Genomic DNA, 19,379 nt, shown 5'->3' with positions numbered 1-19,379 from the left:
CAAAACTCCTTCACTATTTCAGGACCAAAAACTTTTTGAGGGGTATTCTTCGGTCCATCCTTGAGGAATTTCTTCCACCCAGGCACCTTTACTGGGGATAATCAGCGGTAAACGTCCCACCTTCATCCACCACGAACATAAGTACAACGAGTGTTCCCTCTCAATCTCCTGGGGAGGTCCTTTTTGGAAAGAACCAGTACGGAAAAAAGAGAAATAACGCCACCTGCGGACGAAAAACCCAGAACTTCAAACCAACTCTCCACCCGAGCCAAAATCGATGAAAAGGTTTTCCCTCCAGAAAAAAACGATGGAAAAAGTAATTTTCCCCACCCCTGGTGCCGGAGGCCGGAATTGAACCGGCACGGAGCTTGCGCCCCAACGGATTTTAAGTCCGTTGCGTCTGCCTATTCCGCCACTCCGGCGACCCTGGTATCTCTATTCTATCAATAAATCCCATGGAGTCAAGGATAAAAAATTTTAGTAATTCCCTCAAACTCGCTTAACGATTGAAGAGTACCTTTTCGATAGATTCAAGAAAGGGGTGATTGAATGGTGCGGAAGTTCTGGTTGTTTCTCGTGGTAACGGTCTTGGTGCTGGTGCTTGCAGGAAGCACATTATGCTGGGCTTTCCAGGAAGTGAAGTTTGCCGTCATTTCCGACCCACATTTGAGCTATCCAGCAGCCAACACCAAGGACAACGTGAAAATGGAAGATTCCTCGGTAGTCCTCTTCAAAGAAGCCATCGACCAAGTCAATGCCATTCCCGACCTTGACTTTGTGCTTCTGGCCGGTGACCTCACCAAAGATGCTGAACCCTGGAACATCGACCTTTTACGAGAAATGGTGGAAGAAATCCGGGTCCCGGCGTATGCGATCCTCGGAAATCACGAAGTGAGCCCTATCCCACCCAAAGACAAAGAACCAGCACTGGCGACTCTGACGGGAAGTTCCAAATACAACGTGGTTTTTGCCTTACAGGGGTATGGCTTTGAAGGAGCGCAGAGTTACTGGACTGCGGAACCCGTGCCGGGAGTATTCCTCATTGGCCTTGATACCAGCAAAGTGGGAAGCTGGGGTGGTAAGGTTTCTCGGGCCCAGCTCCAGTGGTTAGAAAAACAACTCTTTGCCAATCAGGATAAACTCACCATCGTGCTTGGACATCATTTACTCGTTCCTTTCCGGGAAGAAGAAAAGAAACCTGAATGGAAAAACTTCTATCTCGACAATGCCGACGAAGTGATCGCCCTCTTCGAGAAATACCCCCAGGTCTCCTTCTACCTCTCAGGGCACCGGCACGTGAGCACGATACCGGTAGAAAAGAACGGTATCTGGTACGTGGAAAATGCCTCTACTCTCACCTATCCCATGTCCTACACCGTATACACCCTTACCCCAAAAACACTCTCCTACGAAGTGGTTCGCCTTACAGCTACTCCAGAAATCTGGGAAATCAGTCGAAAAACCATGCTGGAAGACGCCTGGTGGAAACCCAGTAGCGACGCTACACCAGAACAGGTCCAGGCCTACTACGAAGCCAATGAATTTGTGAAGTATTCCATGCCGGTTCGATTTCAAAAATAAAGAGGAGGTATAGAGCATGTTTGGAAAAATGCGGTATTTTCTAGTAACAACGGTCATTTTGACCATGGTCTTCGTCAGTCAAGCTGCCTTTGCAGCCGGAGTGAAGTACCTGTTCTTCTTCGTCGGTGATGGCATGAGCATTCCTGCAATCCAAGCGACCGAATTCTACCTCCACGACTTAAAGAGCGATACCCCGGGAAGAGAACCTATTTCCTTCACCAAATTCCCGGTAGTGGGCCTCACCAGCACCTTCGACGCTGGCCGTTACATCACCGACTCAGCATCGGCAATGACGGCTTTAATGAGTGGAAGAAAAACTGTGGACGGAGTCATCAACATGGATCCAGGTAAAACTGAAAAGTTCACCACCCTCGCTGAAGAAGCCAAAGCAGCAGGCATGAAAATTGGAAACTTAAGCACCGTTTCCCTGGACCACGCTACTCCGGCAGGATTATACGCCCACAATCCTTCCCGAAATAATTACTACGAAATCGCCCTGGAACTCAGCGAAAGTGGATTCGACTACTTTGCTGGCGGTGGATTCCGCCAACCCACCGGAAAAGAAAAAGATAAGGAGAACATCTTTGACATTTTGGCTAAAAAGGGATACACCGTAATCCGGAATCGCAGCGATTTTGAAAAGCTCACCCCTCCAAAAGACAAAGTGATCGTCATCAATCCAGTACTCGATTCCGAAGCTGCCATGCCCTATGCCATCGACCGAAGTGCAGAACAATTTGCCTTGGCTGAACTCGTGCGCAAAGGGATTGAACTCCTCGATAACCCCAAAGGGTTCTTCATGATGGTGGAAGGTGGAAAGATTGACTGGGCCTGCCATGCCAACGACATCCGCAGTGTCATCGGAGACATCCTCGACTTTGAACAGGCAGTCGCCGAAGCAGTGAAATTTTATGAAAAACACCCTGAAGAAACGCTCATCGTGGTTACTGCTGACCATGGAAATGGCGGTTTAAGCTTGGGGTATGCCCTGACCGGATATAACCTCTACCTGGAGCTGATTGAAAACCAGAAAGTCTCCTACGAAGTCTTTGAAGGAAAGGTGAAAGAATACGCCCAAAACACCCCCAAGGATCAACAAAGTCTCAAGAGTTTCTGGCCCACAATCCAGGAAAACTTTGGCTTTCTGTGGCTTACCCCTGAGGAAAAAAGCCAACTTGAGGAAAAGGTCAAAAATGGCGATAAAGAAGCTGCCAAAACCCTGGCCATGGTTCTCACCGAATACGAGATGGCCCGTTTAGAAAAAGCCTTCGCCGCCAGCATGAGCGAAGAACCCCCAAAAGGTGACGAAGCCAAGGTCCTCTATGGCGGTTACGACCCCCTTACAGTCACCCTCACCCACATCATGGGTCAAAAGGCAGGAATAAGTTGGACCACTTACTCCCATACTGCTGAACCGACTGCAGTCTTTGCCCTGGGAAAACACAGCGAACTCTTTGACGGCTGGTACGATAATACCGAACTCTACACCAAAATGAAACAGGCGCTGGGTCTTGGTGCTGCAGTAACTCAGTCCCAGTATTAATAAGCATCAACAAAAATCAGCAGCTCAAAAACCCCTCCCTACCGCGGCGGGCTTTCTCCGGCCCGCCGATTTTTTTTGATCATAACCGAGAGAAACCTTTAAAGAAGATGTAAGACAAACTTCGATCGAAGCTCGGCAAAGGAGTAAGTATTCTCAGTTCAAGAACCTATCAACTCACTGCACGGAAAAACTTCTGAGAAAGAACGGCTATTACGCAAAGTGAATCGGGGAAGAAATCCTTCCCCAACGCCATAGTAGTACGACACAAATATGGCTTCGACCACGGTTTCCCCATCTGGGAAACAGCCTGAAGAGTAACCCAATCAGCTTGGAAATGAGTCTTCCGGTAACCACCCCGCAAAAGCAGAGATTTTCAGCTACATAGGCAAACTCAGTTCGAACCATCGGCTCTTCGATTTTTCGAATGGGTGTCAAAAAAAGGCGAAAGGGAAATGAGTATGTTCTACCCGATCGGAAGGTAATCTTTTCCCATGATCCCATGTTTGCCGGATTTTAAAGGCTTTTTTCTTTTCCACCTTACAGAGATTAAAAATTCTGGCACCATAGAGAAAGAAGACGAAATCACCCTCTTGAATCTCGGTGAAAATCCAAAGACCGTTGAGGTTATCGGTAAAACCAGCCAGATTGTAGCGAAGGCACAATTCCAAGTTTCTTCGGTTTGCCAGAGCGCCAGAGCGATAAGAAAATAAGACATGGATCACGTTTCTTCTTCCTCTTGCAGTCATGATACCATGTTTCTCCAAAGCGCTCGATTCCCATTCGCTAAAACTACCGAAAAAATTGGGAGGAAATTTTTGAAAAAACAGGAAACAACCATTCCCCTAGAAGGGAAACAATCGCTATAATATAAGTAGGTATATTTTAAATATAAAGGAGGAGTGATTATGAAAAAGTACGGCGTGTTGGTTCTCCTGGTGGTTTTTACGGTACTGTTCCTCTCTTCGGTAGCCTTCGCCAAATATAAGATTGCCTTTGTGCCGAAGCTCATTGGAATCCCCTACTTCAACGCCATGGAAGAGGGTGGGAAGAAAGCCGCCGCGGATCTCGATGTGGAATTCATTTACACGGGACCGGTTACTGCAGATGTGGCCAAACAGATTGAAATTGTCGATAACCTCATTACCCAGGGCGTCGATGCCATCGCCGTGGCTCCCAACGACCCAGCTGCAATTGCTCCAGTACTCAAGAAGGCCAAGGAAAAAGGAATTTTAGCGATGACCAGTGACACCGACGGTGACTTCCGGGACCTCTTTGTCAACCAGGCACTGCAGGATGAAATCGGCTACACCATTATGGATGAACTGGCCAAAGCGATGGGCGAAGAAGGCGAATTTGCCATTGTGTCTTGTGGACCGACGGCCTGGAACCTGAACACCTGGATTCTCTATGAGTTGCAGAGGTTAGCCAACTACCCCAAGATGAAGCTGGTGACCATCCGCTACGCCGAAGAGGACGTGCAGCAGGCCATCAACGTGATGCTTGACCTCATCAATGCCTTCCCCAACCTAAAGGGCGTTATCGGGCAGTGCAGCACCTCTGCTCCGGGTGTGGCAGAAGCCATTGAGCAGGCCGGAAAGAGCGGGCAAATTGTGTCTACTGGACTTTCTGTGCCATCCATGATGGCCAAATACGTGAAGAGTGGTACCGTCAAGAGTTTCGTCCTTTGGAACCCGGTGGACCTGGGGTATCTGACCGTCTGGGCGGCGAAGTATCTTCTGGATGGGAACCAGTTCGAAGATGGAAAAGAGTACGATGTACCCGGTATCAGCACCAAGCCCAGGTACATTGCCAAAGACAAGATGCTGGTGCTTGGGCCACCCAAGGTGTTTGATGTCTCCAACATTGAAGAGTTTGAGAAACTCTTCTAAAACGTGAATCCCAAGAAGCGCCCCGATCGGGGCGCTTCGCACTTTTACTGGAGCAAAGCTCATGGAAACCATTTTAGATGTACGAAGTATCGTCAAATCATTCGGCGGTGTGCATGCCCTAAAGGGAGTTGATTTTTCGCTTCGTCCGGGAGAAGTCCATGCCCTGGTGGGAGAGAATGGAGCAGGAAAGTCCACCCTGATTAAAATCATCTCTGGAGCCTTGCAGCCAGACCGGGGAGAAATTCACTATCTGGAAAAATCGGTAGTCATCGACTCTCCCCGCAAAGCTCAGGAGATGGGCATTGCCACGGTCTACCAGGAACCCCTGGTATACAACGAACTCTCGGCCATGGAAAACATTTTTCTGGGAAGGGAAATTCGTCGTCCTTGGGGGAGCATTGACTGGAAAGCCGAGGAAGAAAAGGCCCGGGCACTTTTTTCCTCGTTAGATTTACCCTACCACTTTCTGAAAGAACCCATGGGGGAACTGAGCGTGGGTTTGCAACAGCTGGTCCTCATCGCCAAGGCTTTGGCTTATGAGTCCAGGGTAATCATTTTCGATGAACCCACCGCCATTCTCACCGAGCATGAGACTGAACGCCTTTTTGAGATCATCAGGAAATTGCGGGAACGGGGAGTGGGTATCATTTACATCAGCCATCGGCTGGAAGAAATTTTCCGCATTGCCGATCGGGTAACGATCATGCGTGATGGAGAAATTCGGGGAACGTTCTCCATTGGAGAAGTGAACCGGGATCGGATTGTGGAGCTCATGGCCGGGAAGTTACTGGTGGAAACCATTGAACGGAAACAAAAGCGAGGTGACACACCGGTTCTCCTCGTCGAAAACCTTACCAGAAAAGGGCGGTTTTATGACATTTCTTTTGAGGTTTTTCCCGGGGAAATCCTGGGATTCTTTGGTCTGGTGGGTTCGGGAAGAACCGACGTAGCCCAGACCATCTTTGGCATTGGATCCCCTGATAACGGAAAGGTGGTTTTTGACGGAAAAACGGTACAGTTTACCTCTCCGGAAGAGGCCATGCGGAGTGGCATTGCCTACCTGCCCGAAGACCGCAAAATCCAGGGACTTTTCCCCATCCTCTCGGTGGGGTACAACATTTCCATCACTTTCTTGAAAGAGCTTTTGGGTGGTCTGGGTGTGGTGAATACAAAAGAAGAGCAAAAACGAGGAGAACGCTACGTTCATGACCTCAACATCAAAACCCCCAACTTGTGGACCAAGGTGTACAGCTTAAGCGGGGGAAACCAGCAAAAAGTGGTCATTGCCAAATGGCTGGGAACCACCCCCAAAGTCCTTTTCCTGGATGAACCCACCAGGGGGGTGGATGTGGCCTCAAAATCGGAAATCCACAACCTCGTTGCTCACTTAGCTGACCAAGGGCTGGGAGTGGTCATCATCTCCTCAGAGCTTCCCGAAATTCTGAAACTTTCCGACCGGGTGGTGGTGATGCACGAAGGACGGATCACCGGAATTTTCGAACGAGACGAAGCCAGCTCCGAGACGATTATCCGGGCAGCAACCGGGGAACGAATGGTGGGAGTACGAACCCGATGAAGCGAAGAACTCTTCTTCGAAAAAGGGAATTTACGGTTTTCGGATTGATCGTGGTTCTGGCGGTGGTCTTTTCCCTCACTACGGAACGGTTCCTCTCGGTGAGTAACCTCACCAATCTTCTCCTTCAGCTTGCTGGCACTGCTATTGCGGCCATTGGTATGACCATGATCATCATCACCGGAGGGATTGACGTTTCCATAGGATCAATGCTGGGAATGTCCTCGGTAGTGGCCGGAAAGCTACTTATGGGAAGTGCTCCAGTGTTTTCTGTAGTCCTGGCCGCCATGGGAGTGGGACTTTTGATGGGACTGGTCAATGGCTTCCTCATTGCCTATGGGAAAATACCCCCGATCATCGTCACCCTGGGAATGCTCAACATCATCCGTAGCCTCCTTTTCCAGCTTTTGGGGGGGCGGTGGGTTTCAGGAATTCCTCCAGCGATTCGGGTGATTGGGTTAGGAAAGTGGCTTGGTATACCCATTTCCATGTGGATTACGGTCATTCTCATCGTTTTCTTTAGCTATTTTCTGAATTCCCGTTCTTTAGGGAGGGCCATTTACGCGCTGGGTAATAACCCCGAAGCCGCTCGAGTCTCAGGGGTGAATCTGGCTAAAACCACTCTCTTCGTCTACACCGTTACCGGAATCCTGGTGGGTTTTGCTGGACTCATCTACGTGGCTCGTACCGGGATTGTCCAGACCAACACCGGAACCGGATTTGAGCTGGAAGTCATCGCTGCCGTGGTCCTGGGGGGAACGAGCATCTTAGGTGGGAAAGGAACCGTGATTGGAAGCCTCCTGGGAGCTTTCCTCGTAGGAATCATCAAAAACGGAATGGTCCTTCTCAACGTTCCGGCTTTAAGCGAGGGTCTGGTGATTGGAGCCCTTATTCTTGTTTCGGTAGTTATCGACGTCGTCCGCGCAAGGGGAGAACGGCTATGAGACGCATTGTGGGGCAGATCGTGGAAAATCGGATGCTCTTTCTCCTGGTGCTTCTGCTCATTCTTTTCATCGTCTTTTCTTTTGGTGTTCCAGGGTTTTTCACCTTCTACAACCTCACCAACATGACCCAGTATGGAGTTGAATTAGGACTTTTAGCCATGGCTGAGATGCTGGTGATTCTCTCCGGCGGTGGAGGTATCGACCTCTCCGTGGGATCCATGCTCACCCTGGTGGCTATGGTGATCGGGGTACTCATTGGACGAGCGGGTCTCAACCCTTCTCTTTCCATTCTGGTGGGACTTCTTACCGGGGTGGGGATGGGATACGTGAATGGGGTTTTAGTGAGTTATCTCCGAATTCTTCCCCTCATCGTCACCTTGGCTTCACTCTACATCTACAAATCCTTAGCTCTGATTGTGGCTGTAGACCCCCGCTTTGGACCGAACCCCATGCCGGTGTCCAATTTCCCGGAGACCTTCTATTTCGTGGGCCAGTACAGGTTGGGTGGAATTCCCTTCCAGGTGCTCTTTATTTTTATCCCGGTCATTCTCATTCTCTGGTTTCTACTGGAAAAGCATGCCTTTGGACGATATCTCTATGGGGTAGGCAACAATGAAACCGCGGCCTTCTTTTCGGGTATCAATGTGCGTCGTACCCGCCTTACGGTGTATACCCTGGCTGGGTTTTTGGCGGCTCTTTCTGGATGGATCATCACTTCTCGGATTGCCAGTGCTCGACCGGATGTGGGACTGGGCTATGAAATGCAGGCCATTACCATCGCAGTCTTAGGTGGAGTGAACATCAAGGGCGGCGAAGGTACCATTGGAGGGGTCATCATGGGAGTGGCCATCATCACCCTCCTTTACAATGGCATGCAGCTGGCTGGTATTCACCAAATCTGGCAACTTGGCTCTCTGGGAGTGGTGCTGGTGGGAAGTGTGCTTTTAAACCAGATGCTTTTGGCTCGCAGGAAATTTTAACCCGACCCCGCATCGCAAGATGCGGGGTATACCTATTCCACCACGATTTCCTTTAACCATTTCACCCAGCGACTACCGTAAAAATCCTCGGCCACTAGACGTACGGGAAAACCGTGCTCAAGGGGAAGTGCTTCCCCATTCACCCGCAGAGCAAGAAAAAGGAGGTCGAGCTTTTCTTCCTCCAGTTCTCGTTGGGTAAAAAACACTTCGTACCCATCAATGCCAACAAGGCGAATTCGTCGGTATTCCTCGACCTGAGCTCTCTCAAGAAGAGTTCGCAGCGGCACCCCTTCCCACTCAGCATAGTCGGCGAAAAAACCGGGGCAGATGAGGAGTACTTTCTTTTTGACCATGGGAAGAGCCAGGAGTTCTTCGTAGGAAAGGGAGAGGGGGCTTTGCGCCTTTACTCCAGAAATCTCAAGACGCCAGCTTCCAATATCGAGATTTTCAGGAGGAATACCGGTGGTGTGCAAATTCTTAATGGAATCAAGGGGTAAAAGCGAAGAGTCCACTTCCGCCGGGTTCATGAAAATGATTTCGGTATCCGGGGTATCAGGAGCGAGTTTCACCCGTTCCTTCGCCTCGGATACCCCTAAGGACGCCACCACAACCAAAATGAGAATCCAAAAGTAGGTATTTTTTTCACGTTCTCTACCTCCCACAATAATTGACAAATACAACCACACAGTGAATTTCCTATTTCTTCTTTTTCCCTTCTCGGGGCAAAAGCAAATTTTTGTGAACCATCCTGGAAAAATCCGGAAGAATGAACCCAAAAATCCCCTGTGGAATGGTAAAAAGATGGTATAATTCACGTTAAATAGCCTTTTCCTGGAGAAAAGACTGGTGTTCCTTACCCAGAGTAGCGAAGGGGAAAAAGACCTAAAAGAGAAAATCCTCCGAGCATTTCAAGAAGCGATTTATCTTTCGGACCTGGCTGAACGAGTCAAGACTGATATCGTAGAAGTCTGGAAGGAAATTCTGGAATTAGAAAAAGAGGGGCACGTTGCCTACTTCAGCTGGCAGGGAAAAACGGTCATCGTAAAAAAGCGATAAAAGCGCCCTATCGAAAGCGCACTCCAAGTTCTAAGCGCCACTCTTCTGCATAGTCAGTCTTCAGGGGCTTTGCATACCCTACGGTGAAAGAAAATGGAATTCCTTCAGCCAAAAAGGCGTGCACGGTGAGTTCTCCACCCACTGAGAAAAGAGAAGCCAACTCTGACAACGTTTCCCCAGCAAATCCTCCTTCAAAAAAGACTGTTCCGGTCATATTCTGCAAAACACCCATATTGAAAAAAGGAATATCGAAAGTGATAATCGGCCGGGAAAGAGCAAGACGCATTCGTCCCGCAATTCGACCCCGAAGGGTGGCTTCCGGATATCCGGCAACCGACCAGAACGTTTTCCATCCGCCCAGGGCAAAAAACCGGGAAAGATTATGTATCCCCAGCGATGCTTCGACTTGAATGGTAGGTAAAGAGCTTTGAGCGTTCTGCCATTTCCCCCACCATGTCACCACCATACTTTCAGTTTCACGATTTTCCAGAAACCCATGCCGATAGTAGAACGCTCCCCCACAATCCATCAAAACGTGGTCACTTCCTCCCGAATGGTTCACTTCCCCCTTTACCAACCACCCTTTACAGTATCCCGGATACAGGGAATCTTCCCGCCAAAATCGTTCATATCCCAAGCTCAGAGTGCTGTTCCGGAATTCTTCAACCACCAGAGGGTCACTCAGTGTTACCCCGTACACCCACCTTTCCCCATCTCCATGAAGGTCAATCGAGATTCTCGGCTCTATAAAGTTACCCCGATACGAGAAGTCACCATTCCACGTCCCATCAGGTCTTCTCTCATAGCTCAGAGAATACTCGTGGAAACCAGGGGATCCCGCGCAGTCATCAGGAATCCACCCAAAAGAGGGACCCAAAAACGGGGAACAAGTCAGCAAGGGTCGATAAAAAGATTCAGAAGAGGATTCGTATGGACATTCAAAAGACACCTCTCAAACTTCAGGACTTTCCAGGAATATAACGCTTTCCCACCAGAGTGCCCTTTCTGAGACAAACCCCACCTTAAAACCCTCAATGGTGTGGAAAATACCGTAAAGACCTTTTTCGGTGAAAATCGGTTCCAGAAACCCGCTCACCATCCTGGTCAAGCGAAAAACTTCCTTCGTCTCGATATCCAGGACAAAGGCATCAAAAATTCCCTCCTGAGCAGCGGAAAAGAACAGATGCTGTCCGTACACCGAAAAAGTGGGAGTAAGGTGGGGACCCGAAAAAACGGAGTGAACTCCTTGTTTTTTCCATCGAAACGATTGACTACAATGACACCATTCCTCTAACCCGAGACAAAGACGGACTCCTCTGAAACAACCAGCATTATAGGGTGAAAATCCCGGCCAAATTCAAAAACAGGCTAGATTATTCCACTTTCTGTATCGAGGGTACATATCTCCTCCGGGATCCAGGGTGATTTTGACGTAAACCAGCTTCTCTCCATCGGGAGGAAAAACCGGTCTTCCAATAATCGACCCCCGCACGAGCGGTTTTTTTTGACCTGTTGCGAAATTCTTTAACCACAAGCCCGGTCGGAAATCCGGATAGGAAAGGGTATAAACAAGATGTAACCCATCAAAATAAATGGCCACTCCACCTGTAGCGTAGCCTTCAGAGGTACATTCTGTAACTGGAGAAAGACCAAGCACCGTAAACCGTTGCAAATCTTCGTGCACTTGATTTTGTACCATGATTTCCCATCGACGCCATAATTCATTGACCGAAATCCCCAATGTATCTTGCGGTCAAACCCAAAAGGACTTGCGCTTTCGCTCCGTCGCCGACTTAATTCCACGAGTTTCTCTTCCCCAAATGTCTGCGCAATATACTCAATCATACTTACCCCATAAATAGAGACATTCAGCCGACCAGGCCAGTTTTTGGGAAAACTGTGTCCCCGTAGAAGATGAGGGGGCAACACCGTTCCTGAGAGTGCCTGGGTGCGCAGAACCATAGCATAGAAGGGATTCTGTACCCCTCTTACCGTGAGCATCCCCTCTCCGTACAAGGCATATCCTTCCCACACCCACAAGGGCTGGATAACATTGGGAAGAACCACATACCCCAGAAGAGACCACAACCATTCCAAATTTCTACCAACCGCCTCTAAGTGAACAAGGTGCGTGATTTCATGGGCAAGAACCATATGTAACCATTCCTGAAAACCGGTCCCGTTCGACAGGATTTCATAAGGCTTGGCAACTGAAAGGTGAATCACTCCCATCAGGGGATCGGTATACCCTTCTGGAACGTCGGAATATTCGGTCAGCACGATTGCTGGTTGAAAATCAAGGTGAACCTGAAAAAATGCTTCAATCTGTGGCAGAAGTTCCTCAGCACTCCGTGCCACCTTTTTGGCGCTCTCTTACAAGGTTTCTGGGAAAATCACTCGGAAATGGGGCGTAGTCATCTCCCGCCAAACTTTTCGGGCATCCACTTGATTTCCCACCACAATAATCCCGCAACCAAACACCATCGCCAGAATACCGTGTACAACCCATTTACCAATCAAAACCATTCCACCCCCTTTTAATTATACTTGGCTTATTCTTGACCAGCAAAAGGAATTTGGGTATTATAATACCTAAATAGAAAAGGAGTCAAAAATGCCACGAATCAAAATCATCGAAATTGAAGAGGCAAAATGTAACGGTTGTGGTCAGTGTGTGCTCGCTTGCCATGAAGGGGTGCTTTCTCTCCATGAAGGGAAAGCCAAAGTGTTGAAGGAAGCCCTCTGTGACGGTTTGGGAAGCTGTATTCCGGCCTGCCCGAAGGGAGCAATTCGAATCAAAGAGAAAGAGGTCACCCTATACCAGCACCCCGAGCCCCCGAAAGACCTGAAGTGGCCAGTACAACTTCGGCTCATCTCTCCTCTACACCGCTTTTCTCAGAAAGATTTGGTCATTGCTTCCGACTGTACGGCCTTTACCGCACCCTCCTTCCATGAAATCCTCAATCACCGGAGAGTGCTCATTGGCTGTCCCAAATTTGACGACCGGGAACACACCGCACGGGTCTTACAGACCATCCTCCAAAACCAATCCTTCGATTCTGTAGAAGTGATGCTCATGGAAGTACCCTGTTGCTCAGGACTGCGCGCACTGGTGGAAGGTGCCCTACAGGCTACAGGAAAACTAATCCCCCTTACCTGTACGGTCTTCGGTGTGGGAGGAACCATCAAAAAAAGGGAATCAATACGCCCGGGAGAGTAAAAACCGGTTGGCAAGAAAGACGCGCCGCAGGCCACACTCTTTTGCACGTCGCAATGCGCCTTCGGCATGTCGGACCGAAGTGGGAGGAAGGTCTTCCAGAAAAAAATTGGGGGCAAATCCGAGGAGGATATAAGGAATTTCGGGGTTCAAGGAAGCGATAAAAGTGGCGACGCGTTCCACCTCTTCCTCGTTGACGTACTCGGGAACGAGGAGGGTACTCGCTACCACGGTAACCTGGGAAAATTGGAGTGCTTCTTGGGCTGCCCAGGCGAAGTTTGATAGGGTAAGCGAATTCGATATCCCGGTGAGAGCACGGTGAACTGTATCGCTCATTGCTTTGAGATCAAATTTGAGGATCCCTCCGCTCTCACGGGATACCACAAACATCTCTCTGAGGATTTCTGGATGTGCGGCACCGTTTGTTTCCCAACATATCCGGACTTTTCCCTGAACTTTCCGCGCTAAGGCCAGGGCGTGCCCAATCTGGGGAATGGGGTCACCACCAAAAAAGCAAATACAGGCTACCCGGTTATGAACAGTTTTCACCAATTCCTCCACGCTATAAAAATACGGCTCTTCCCGGAGATTACGGTGATGCCAATTTTGACAGAAGAGGCAATTCAAATTACATCCCCCGTAAAAAATGGCCAGATTCTCGTATCCTCGATGCCCTCGTTCAGAACATACGAAAGAAGCAACACAATTGGTGGGAAGAGGGTCATGGTAAAACGTGCACAGTCCCTTCCGTGCCGTTCCTGCCCATCGTTTTCCATCTTGTACCAGACCACAGAAACTTCTCCCCTTTTTTCCGCAACGGCGTACACAGAGGGTGCAGGCCGTTTTACCCCCCGAAGGAATAACCGATTGATGGAACGATTTCAAAACGGTACGATGGGCAGCCTGAATGAATGGCCAGGCCTGGGCAAAATTCCCGTCGATGCAGTCCCGACAAACCGAAAGCAGAGAAGAAATCGTAATCGAAGTTCGCCCACAGATGGCACAGGTTTTTTTAGCTAAAGTTTCCATAGCTTCCCTAAAGATTCGTAAGGCGAATATTTCCCTCTACACCCAGGACATCATCCACAATCACCACTACTCCTTCGATACCAGGAATATCCCGAGCCAGACGCACGACTTTCTCCAGGTCCCCCTTTCCTTTCACCCGATTCGCCAGGCTTGTCGCCCAGGCATCGGAAAGCGCTGCAGAATGAGAAACCACCACCACTGCATCTGCGTTTCCAAAACTCAACGAAGGCCCGACTTTCCCCGAAGACGTCGCCACCCCCCAGGTGGTCCCTCCCGGAAGCACAAGGCCCACTCTGAAACTAAAGGGGGACTCTTCACCGGCATAAATGGCGACAATCCTCTCTTTTTGAGAAAAGACCAGAATATCTCCTCCATTTTCGATGACGAGTTCACCAGTTTCCATGAACAGTTCTTCGGCGAGCATCTCATTGATGGCTCCTGCAACCGCAGCCATGGGCCCCACCCCGGCGTTTTGGGCACATTGCGCCATTATCTGGCAAATTCGGGGGGCAAAGGGGGGAACCGCAAGCGGAGTCAGGGTTTTCCGAAAATTGGGGTCATAGCGAATGTAAGCCTTGAGGTCTTCCCGTTCTCTCTGAAGCCTCTGCCAGGCCCGTTCCCGCAAGTCCTGCTCCGCCAGGATATAAAGGTCACTCTCTTCGATTTTCACAGTAAAGGACACAAGATCCGGAGACTTCATTCGTTCTCGATAAAAACGGTGTTCATACCGGGGCACTAAATGACCGCCTCCATCGCATGAGTTGGACAAGCTAGCACACACAATTCGCAGGCAATGCACTTACTTTCATCGTAGCGCACAAGGTACGACGGCTTCTCCATAAAAAGGGCTTCCGTGGGACACACTCCCACACATGCCCCACACTGGACACAGCGCGTTTCCACCATTCTGATATCCTGGCTTAGGGACTCCACTCCAATACCCGCCTGACGCAAGTACTGGATTCCTTCTTCCACCTCTTCCCTCTTTTTCCCGATGACCTCCATCACCATAATTCCTTCCCGATGTGGGGAAATGGAAGCTCGCAGGATGTTGAATCGCAGTCCAAATTGAAGCGCCAGTTCACACACCAGCGGTCTATCCGCAATATCTGACGGAAAACGCAGCACCACCTTCTTGGTCACGTCCATCTTCTTCACCTCCCTACCAATTCAGCATTCACCGACACCGGCCGCTCAACGAGATTCCGAAAACGCACCCCGGATTCAACTCCCGGAAGGGGAGAAACAGGCTGAGTGAGGGTAAATTTCCCTTCCTGAATCCAGCTCTTGAGGATCAAAGCCACCTCTCGAGCCCGGGCATAGCTTGATTGCGATGAAGTGGGAATCTCTTTATCCCCTAAGCGGATTTTCCCACTTCGCAATTCAGAATAGCTTACGTAACCCAGGATTTCTCCAGTCCCATAAGGATACGCATGGCTATAGTCCACAACCGGAGCCAGAATTTCCTCATCCCGCACCGAACAATAGTAGAGGACCTCCTCGGTGAGGATAGGAATGGGGATCCCAAGACCGACCGCCAGTGAACATCCGTAACCCCGGATACTCATTCCCCAGAGCCATTGAGCACTCATGTCCTTGAGATCCCCGATCACCGCGATGGTTCCTGCTCCACCCTTGGGTACACCCCTTTCAGTTCGTTCCACGCCGGGGTTGTGCTGGGTCCCTTGCCAGGCCACATACCCTATACCCCCACCGAGAAAAATCCGAGTTCCAATGCCAATGGTCCGGTAATAAGGGTCATTGAGAAGAGGACTGAGCTGTCCTGCCGAAGAATACCCGGCGTTGCCTAGGTTTGGAAGCAGTACTCCCAGGTAGGTGTAGATGGTCTTACTAGAGAGGTTCACCGCTACATTATAATTCTGATAGGCGTTGCGAGGATTAAAGAGGTACGCTTCGTTCAAATCCCGAAGATTAATCCAGGTCGCCAGGTGTTTACGGGGATAGCAATCCGTCCCATAGGCATACGCTTCCAGGAGGACATCCTTTCCCGCCACCAGGTCTTGGATGACATGCCCTCCTCCGTACTTGAATTCTCCAGGATGCACTTTATTTAGGGGATCGTCCTTGGCTGGTTGCGTCACCCCGATATAGAGGTCCACAGCCGCCAGCCCTGCATAGGCCATCACTCCATTCAAATAGGCTTCGTGAATCTTCATCCGTGGTTTGGTGTGACCAATATTCAAGAACGCCCCTGAAGAACACATGGTACCGAACGTTCCGGTCGTCACCACATCCACTTCCTGGGCAACTTTTTCCACTCCTTTTTCAGCCACAAGGTCAATCACTTCTTCGGCTGTTACCACCACCACTTTGCCGGTACGGATCTTTTCGTTAATTTCCTCATAGGTCCGCAGAACCCTCTCCATGGTTTCACCTCCCACGTCCTCTCCAATGATAAAAAAATCCCTCGCCAAAGGGACGAGGGATTGTACTCGTGGTACCACCCTTTTTCACTGGCCAAAACCAGCCTCATTTGTAAGGGAATTCTCCATAACGGGCGAACATCCGCTGACGGCTACTTCAGGTTCACCGCCAGAGCTCCAGGGCCATGTTCACCGTTCTGGGGGATCCAGCTCCCACCATATCTGGACTCTCTCTACCCCCATCGACGGTTACTCATCCCTTTCATCACCGTCACATTTTCAATCTGCTGTGATTATAATGTACCACCTCTCCTTTGTCAAGAAAATTTATCTTTTTAGTAGAGATTGTCTTCTTGACCTTGATGATTTTTACTCCAGGTTTATCCTTCCTCCTTGCAAAAGGACGGTATAATATGGAAAGGGTGATAAAACGATGAAGGCGATGATTCTTTCTCAAATCGAGGACCTTAGTGTAAACCGCTCTCCCTTAAAACTGGTGGAGAGGCCGCTTCCCTCCTGTGGAGAACGGGACATCCTGGTCCGGGTCTTGACCTGTGGAGTGTGCCGGACAGACCTTGACGAAATTGAAGGAAGAACCCTACCCGCGTTTTTCCCCATCATTGTAGGGCACCAAATCGTGGGCACAGTGGTGGGAAAAGGCAAAAACGCTCACCGATTCCAGGAAGGAGATCGGGTGGGTATCGCCTGGATTCACTCTTCCTGCGGGAAATGCCACTACTGCCAAAATGGTCGGGAAAATCTTTGTCCTGAATTTAAAGGAACGGGAAGAGACGCCCATGGCGGGTATGCCGAGTACACCGTGGTGGGAGAGGACTTTGCTTATCCTCTCCCTGCGGTGTTTTCCGATGAAGAAGCTGCACCTCTTCTTTGTGCTGGTGCCGTGGGATATAGGGCTCTGAAGCTCGGTAAAATCGAAAACGGAGAAAACATTGGTTTTTTAGGATTCGGAGCTTCAGGGCATCTGGTGATGAAAGTGGCCCGGTATCTCTATCCGGATTCCAAAATCTTCGTTTTCAGCCGAAGCCAAAAAGAACAGTCTTTAGCCTGGGAAATGGGGGCCTTCTGGGTCGGCCATTTTGACCACCAACCACCAGAGAAGCTCCACTGTGTGATTGACACCACTCCTGTCTGGAAACCGGTGGTCAGCGTGCTGGGGAAACTGACCCCCGGAGGAAGACTAATAATCAACGCCATCCGCAAAGAAGAAGGTGACAAAGAATACCTGTGGCAGCTCGACTATCCTGAACATTTGTGGATGGAAAAGGAAGTAAAGACCGTAGCCAATGTCACCCGGCAAGATGTGGTCGAATTTCTGGAACTGGCCGGTCGGATTCCCATTCGTCCAGAAATCGAGGTCTTCGGACTTCAAGAAGCCAACTGTGCTCTTCTTGAACTCAAAGAGGGAAAAATTCGGGGTGCGAAAGTCCTGCGGATAGAGGGGGCGTGAACGTTGTGGAGAAACTCCGGGGAATCCGTACCGAAAAAATCGCCATTCAGCAACTCGAAGTGGGACAGGTCCTGGCGAGCACCCTCCTTGACGAAAACGGGCAGATTCTTTTGGGAAAAGGGAAACGTATTACCCAAGCCTTCCTGGACAGACTCATAGCCTGGGGAAAGGATTACGTTTTCGCCGAGGCCCTAGAAGAAGTCACTGCCGAGACTCCTATGGAGGATATTTCCTTTGAAACCAAGGAACAAACCCTCAATGACCTCCAGGAAACGCTCACCCTTTTAAGCCAGGGCAAAAGGGTCCCAATGGAGCCATTGGAACGGGATGTACGAAAAATCCTTCAGGAAGTGAAAGCTCACCAAGAACTGGTGATTCCCATTACCCAACTCAAAAAGCATGACGACCTCACTTTCACTCACTCCCTCAACGTTTCAATCATTGCTACGTTTATCGGAAAATTCCTGGGTCTCCGGGAAGAAGTAATCCAGATTTTGGGCTTGGGAGCTCTCTTACACGACCTGGGAAAGCTTCGTATTCCCCCTGAAATCCTGAACAAACCCCAACCTCTTATTCCAGAAGAGCGCAAGGTCATCCAGCAGCACCCGGTCATGGCCAGAAAAATTCTCGACGAACAGACTCGTTTGAACGGAATTGCCAAAAATGTCGCCTCACAGCACCACGAAAAAATCGATGGTAGTGGTTATCCTCGAAACCTTTCCAGACGAGATATTTCTTCTCTGGCACAGATCGCCGCTGTCGCTGATATCTACGAAGCCCTCACCTCTGACCGTCCCTACCGCAAAGCACTTCCCATATCTGAAGTAGTGGAGTACCTGATGGGCAATGCTGGATATACGCTGGATGAGAATGTAGTCTCCACGTTTGTGAGCCATATTTCTCCCTACCAGGTGGGAGACAGGGTTCAACTCTCAAGCGGTGAAGAAGCAGTAGTCAGCCGCATTAATCCTGTTCTCCCTTTTCGGCCATTTGTGCGCATTCGCACGGTATCCCCGGAGGGGAAAGTGACGCTCTCCGAAGAAATCGACCTTTCCCAGTCCTTAGTGCTCACCATTGTGAGAGAGATTGCTCTCCAGAGTCAGATCAGGCTGGATTAAAGCTTTTATAAAAACGTTCTACAAACTCGATAACCACTTTTCCAAGCCGGTCACGATTCCTCCGATCGAGGATCACCTTCCTGACCCCCTGACCCTGGAAGAGGTGGTCCAGTTCGGAAAGAGGTGGAAAACAGGACGTCACAAGCAGAAATGGGGTAGCATACCAGGCCTTATAAAAAACCTCCCGAAAGCGGGATGAAAAAAGCTCCATTTTCCCCACTTCGTCAATGAGAAGAGGAAAACCCCCAAGAAGGGCGTTTTCAATCTCCTCAATCCCTATGGTTTCAAGGTCGTACAGCATAATCCCGTATCGGCCCACTCGAAGGGGCGAAGGATTACCTTTCTTCGCCAGAATGCCCTCTTTCCCCGAAAGGGTCCGAATGCCAAAACCAACTCGTTCCTTCCCTTCTCGAATTTCCTCGGTATAAAAACCCCGAAACCACCCCGGAAAATGCTCCACCACTTTTTTCGCCAGCGTGGTTTTCCCTGTCCCTGGTCTTCCCAAAATCACTATTCGATGCACCCTTTACAAATTCACCCCTTCAACGATATAGTACCTGTAAATGGATAATTTCATCAAGTTTTTAGGGACGGCAG

General features: G+C 49.7%; 21 protein-coding genes, 1 tRNA gene and 1 other annotated feature. Of the genes, 10 read left to right on the top strand and 12 right to left on the bottom strand.

Annotated features, from left to right (window positions below):
• Positions 1 to 333 precede the first annotated feature (333 nt).
• Positions 334 to 422: transfer RNA gene (locus ABDK92_01220), tRNA-Leu, on the bottom strand.
• Between the two features lie 127 nt (positions 423 to 549).
• Between ABDK92_01220 and ABDK92_01215 the strand changes: the two genes are divergently transcribed.
• A complete protein-coding gene (locus ABDK92_01215; GenBank protein MEN3185244.1) occupies positions 550 to 1,581 on the top strand; it encodes a metallophosphoesterase in 1,032 nt (343 codons plus the stop codon).
• Between the two features lie 16 nt (positions 1,582 to 1,597).
• Complete coding sequence (locus ABDK92_01210) at positions 1,598 to 3,124, top strand: alkaline phosphatase (protein MEN3185243.1); 1,527 nt, start codon at positions 1,598 to 1,600, stop codon at positions 3,122 to 3,124.
• Positions 3,125 to 3,555: 431 nt separating this feature from the next.
• Here ABDK92_01210 and ABDK92_01205 read toward each other — a convergent pair whose 3' ends face one another.
• The gene (locus tag ABDK92_01205) at positions 3,556 to 3,846 is read right to left on the bottom strand and encodes a hypothetical protein (GenBank protein ID MEN3185242.1); all 291 of its coding nucleotides are present in this window, start codon (positions 3,844 to 3,846) and stop codon (positions 3,556 to 3,558) included.
• Positions 3,847 to 4,029: 183 nt separating this feature from the next.
• Between ABDK92_01205 and ABDK92_01200 the strand changes: the two genes are divergently transcribed.
• The 4 genes from ABDK92_01200 to ABDK92_01185 all read left to right on the top strand — a co-directional run bounded on the left by ABDK92_01200 (position 4,030) and on the right by ABDK92_01185 (position 8,510).
• Complete coding sequence (locus tag ABDK92_01200; protein ID MEN3185241.1) at positions 4,030 to 5,013, top strand: autoinducer 2 ABC transporter substrate-binding protein; 984 nt, start codon at positions 4,030 to 4,032, stop codon at positions 5,011 to 5,013.
• Positions 5,014 to 5,074: 61 nt separating this feature from the next.
• Positions 5,075 to 6,589 (top strand): sugar ABC transporter ATP-binding protein, encoded by a 1,515-nt coding sequence (locus tag ABDK92_01195; GenBank protein MEN3185240.1) that lies wholly within the window; start codon positions 5,075 to 5,077, stop codon positions 6,587 to 6,589.
• Positions 6,586 to 7,530, top strand: a complete 945-nt coding sequence (locus ABDK92_01190; protein ID MEN3185239.1) for an ABC transporter permease — start codon at positions 6,586 to 6,588, stop codon at positions 7,528 to 7,530. Before ABDK92_01195 ends, ABDK92_01190 begins: the two co-directional genes overlap by 4 nt.
• Positions 7,527 to 8,510 (top strand): ABC transporter permease, encoded by a 984-nt coding sequence (locus ABDK92_01185; protein ID MEN3185238.1) that lies wholly within the window; start codon positions 7,527 to 7,529, stop codon positions 8,508 to 8,510. Before ABDK92_01190 ends, ABDK92_01185 begins: the two co-directional genes overlap by 4 nt.
• A 32-nt stretch (positions 8,511 to 8,542) precedes the next feature.
• Here the strand turns inward: ABDK92_01185 and ABDK92_01180 are convergent, their stop codons facing one another.
• Positions 8,543 to 9,184 (bottom strand): molybdopterin-dependent oxidoreductase, encoded by a 642-nt coding sequence (locus tag ABDK92_01180; protein MEN3185237.1) that lies wholly within the window; start codon positions 9,182 to 9,184, stop codon positions 8,543 to 8,545.
• Between the two features lie 172 nt (positions 9,185 to 9,356).
• On the opposite strand from ABDK92_01180, the gene ABDK92_01175 reads away from it, so the two are divergent.
• Positions 9,357 to 9,566, top strand: a complete 210-nt coding sequence (locus tag ABDK92_01175) for a hypothetical protein (GenBank protein ID MEN3185236.1) — start codon at positions 9,357 to 9,359, stop codon at positions 9,564 to 9,566.
• A gap of 7 nt (positions 9,567 to 9,573) precedes the next feature.
• On the opposite strand, the gene ABDK92_01170 is transcribed toward ABDK92_01175, so the two are convergent.
• From ABDK92_01170 to ABDK92_01155, 4 genes are all read right to left on the bottom strand, one after another.
• Positions 9,574 to 10,266 (bottom strand): hypothetical protein, encoded by a 693-nt coding sequence (locus ABDK92_01170; GenBank protein MEN3185235.1) that lies wholly within the window; start codon positions 10,264 to 10,266, stop codon positions 9,574 to 9,576.
• Positions 10,267 to 10,518: 252 nt separating this feature from the next.
• On the bottom strand, positions 10,519 to 10,674 hold the full coding sequence (locus ABDK92_01165) for a hypothetical protein (protein ID MEN3185234.1): 156 nt from the start codon (positions 10,672 to 10,674) through the stop codon (positions 10,519 to 10,521).
• A gap of 416 nt (positions 10,675 to 11,090) precedes the next feature.
• Entirely contained in the window at positions 11,091 to 11,924 is an 834-nt protein-coding gene (locus tag ABDK92_01160) for a hypothetical protein (GenBank protein ID MEN3185233.1), read from the bottom strand.
• 15 nt (positions 11,925 to 11,939) lie between these two features.
• On the bottom strand, positions 11,940 to 12,086 hold the full coding sequence (locus ABDK92_01155) for a hypothetical protein (protein MEN3185232.1): 147 nt from the start codon (positions 12,084 to 12,086) through the stop codon (positions 11,940 to 11,942).
• A 94-nt stretch (positions 12,087 to 12,180) separates the two neighbouring features.
• On the opposite strand from ABDK92_01155, the gene ABDK92_01150 reads away from it, so the two are divergent.
• A complete protein-coding gene (locus tag ABDK92_01150) occupies positions 12,181 to 12,786 on the top strand; it encodes a 4Fe-4S dicluster domain-containing protein (protein ID MEN3185231.1) in 606 nt (201 codons plus the stop codon).
• On the opposite strand, the gene ABDK92_01145 is transcribed toward ABDK92_01150, so the two are convergent.
• Genes ABDK92_01145 through ABDK92_01130 form a run of 4 tightly spaced genes read right to left on the bottom strand, consistent with a single transcriptional unit; the run spans position 12,766 to position 16,199 of the window.
• Positions 12,766 to 13,812, bottom strand: coding sequence for a radical SAM protein (locus tag ABDK92_01145; protein ID MEN3185230.1), 1,047 nt, complete (start codon positions 13,810 to 13,812; stop codon positions 12,766 to 12,768). The genes ABDK92_01150 and ABDK92_01145 overlap by 21 nt on opposite strands.
• 7 nt (positions 13,813 to 13,819) lie before the next feature.
• The gene (locus ABDK92_01140; GenBank protein ID MEN3185229.1) at positions 13,820 to 14,548 is read right to left on the bottom strand and encodes a UPF0280 family protein; all 729 of its coding nucleotides are present in this window, start codon (positions 14,546 to 14,548) and stop codon (positions 13,820 to 13,822) included.
• Positions 14,548 to 14,961, bottom strand: a complete 414-nt coding sequence (locus ABDK92_01135) for an NIL domain-containing protein (GenBank protein ID MEN3185228.1) — start codon at positions 14,959 to 14,961, stop codon at positions 14,548 to 14,550. The genes ABDK92_01140 and ABDK92_01135 overlap by 1 nt, the downstream gene beginning before the upstream one ends.
• A gap of 5 nt (positions 14,962 to 14,966) precedes the next feature.
• Positions 14,967 to 16,199, bottom strand: a complete 1,233-nt coding sequence (locus ABDK92_01130; protein MEN3185227.1) for a homocysteine biosynthesis protein — start codon at positions 16,197 to 16,199, stop codon at positions 14,967 to 14,969.
• 45 nt (positions 16,200 to 16,244) lie between these two features.
• Positions 16,245 to 16,471 (bottom strand) — a binding site (T-box leader).
• 158 nt (positions 16,472 to 16,629) lie between these two features.
• On the opposite strand from ABDK92_01130, the gene ABDK92_01125 reads away from it, so the two are divergent.
• Both ABDK92_01125 and ABDK92_01120 read left to right on the top strand, forming a co-directional pair.
• The gene (locus ABDK92_01125; protein MEN3185226.1) at positions 16,630 to 17,664 is read left to right on the top strand and encodes a zinc-dependent alcohol dehydrogenase family protein; all 1,035 of its coding nucleotides are present in this window, start codon (positions 16,630 to 16,632) and stop codon (positions 17,662 to 17,664) included.
• Entirely contained in the window at positions 17,661 to 18,782 is a 1,122-nt protein-coding gene (locus ABDK92_01120) for an HD-GYP domain-containing protein (protein MEN3185225.1), read from the top strand. Before ABDK92_01125 ends, ABDK92_01120 begins: the two co-directional genes overlap by 4 nt.
• Here the strand turns inward: ABDK92_01120 and ABDK92_01115 are convergent.
• Positions 18,769 to 19,305: a nucleoside-triphosphatase gene (locus ABDK92_01115; protein MEN3185224.1), complete on the bottom strand. Its 537-nt coding sequence runs from the start codon at positions 19,303 to 19,305 to the stop codon at positions 18,769 to 18,771. The genes ABDK92_01120 and ABDK92_01115 overlap by 14 nt on opposite strands.
• Positions 19,306 to 19,379: the final 74 nt, after the last annotated feature.

The organism is Atribacterota bacterium (genome assembly GCA_039638595.1).
GTDB lineage: Bacteria > Atribacterota > Atribacteria > Atribacterales > Caldatribacteriaceae > Profundicultor > Profundicultor thermophilus.
This window is presented reverse-complemented; position numbering and strand designations above follow the sequence as displayed.

Coding starts and splice junctions, on each gene's coding strand:
- ABDK92_01215 (MEN3185244.1), top strand. CDS start 550: ATGGTGCGGAAGTTCTGGTTGTTTCTCGTGGTAACGGTCTTGGTGCTG.
- ABDK92_01210 (MEN3185243.1), top strand. CDS start 1,598: ATGTTTGGAAAAATGCGGTATTTTCTAGTAACAACGGTCATTTTGACC.
- ABDK92_01195 (MEN3185240.1), top strand. CDS start 5,075: ATGGAAACCATTTTAGATGTACGAAGTATCGTCAAATCATTCGGCGGT.
- ABDK92_01125 (MEN3185226.1), top strand. CDS start 16,630: ATGAAGGCGATGATTCTTTCTCAAATCGAGGACCTTAGTGTAAACCGC.
- ABDK92_01190 (MEN3185239.1), top strand. CDS start 6,586: ATGAAGCGAAGAACTCTTCTTCGAAAAAGGGAATTTACGGTTTTCGGA.
- ABDK92_01130 (MEN3185227.1), bottom strand. CDS start 16,199: ATGGAGAGGGTTCTGCGGACCTATGAGGAAATTAACGAAAAGATCCGT.
- ABDK92_01145 (MEN3185230.1), bottom strand. CDS start 13,812: ATGGAAACTTTAGCTAAAAAAACCTGTGCCATCTGTGGGCGAACTTCG.
- ABDK92_01200 (MEN3185241.1), top strand. CDS start 4,030: ATGAAAAAGTACGGCGTGTTGGTTCTCCTGGTGGTTTTTACGGTACTG.
- ABDK92_01185 (MEN3185238.1), top strand. CDS start 7,527: ATGAGACGCATTGTGGGGCAGATCGTGGAAAATCGGATGCTCTTTCTC.
- ABDK92_01135 (MEN3185228.1), bottom strand. CDS start 14,961: ATGGACGTGACCAAGAAGGTGGTGCTGCGTTTTCCGTCAGATATTGCG.
- ABDK92_01150 (MEN3185231.1), top strand. CDS start 12,181: ATGCCACGAATCAAAATCATCGAAATTGAAGAGGCAAAATGTAACGGT.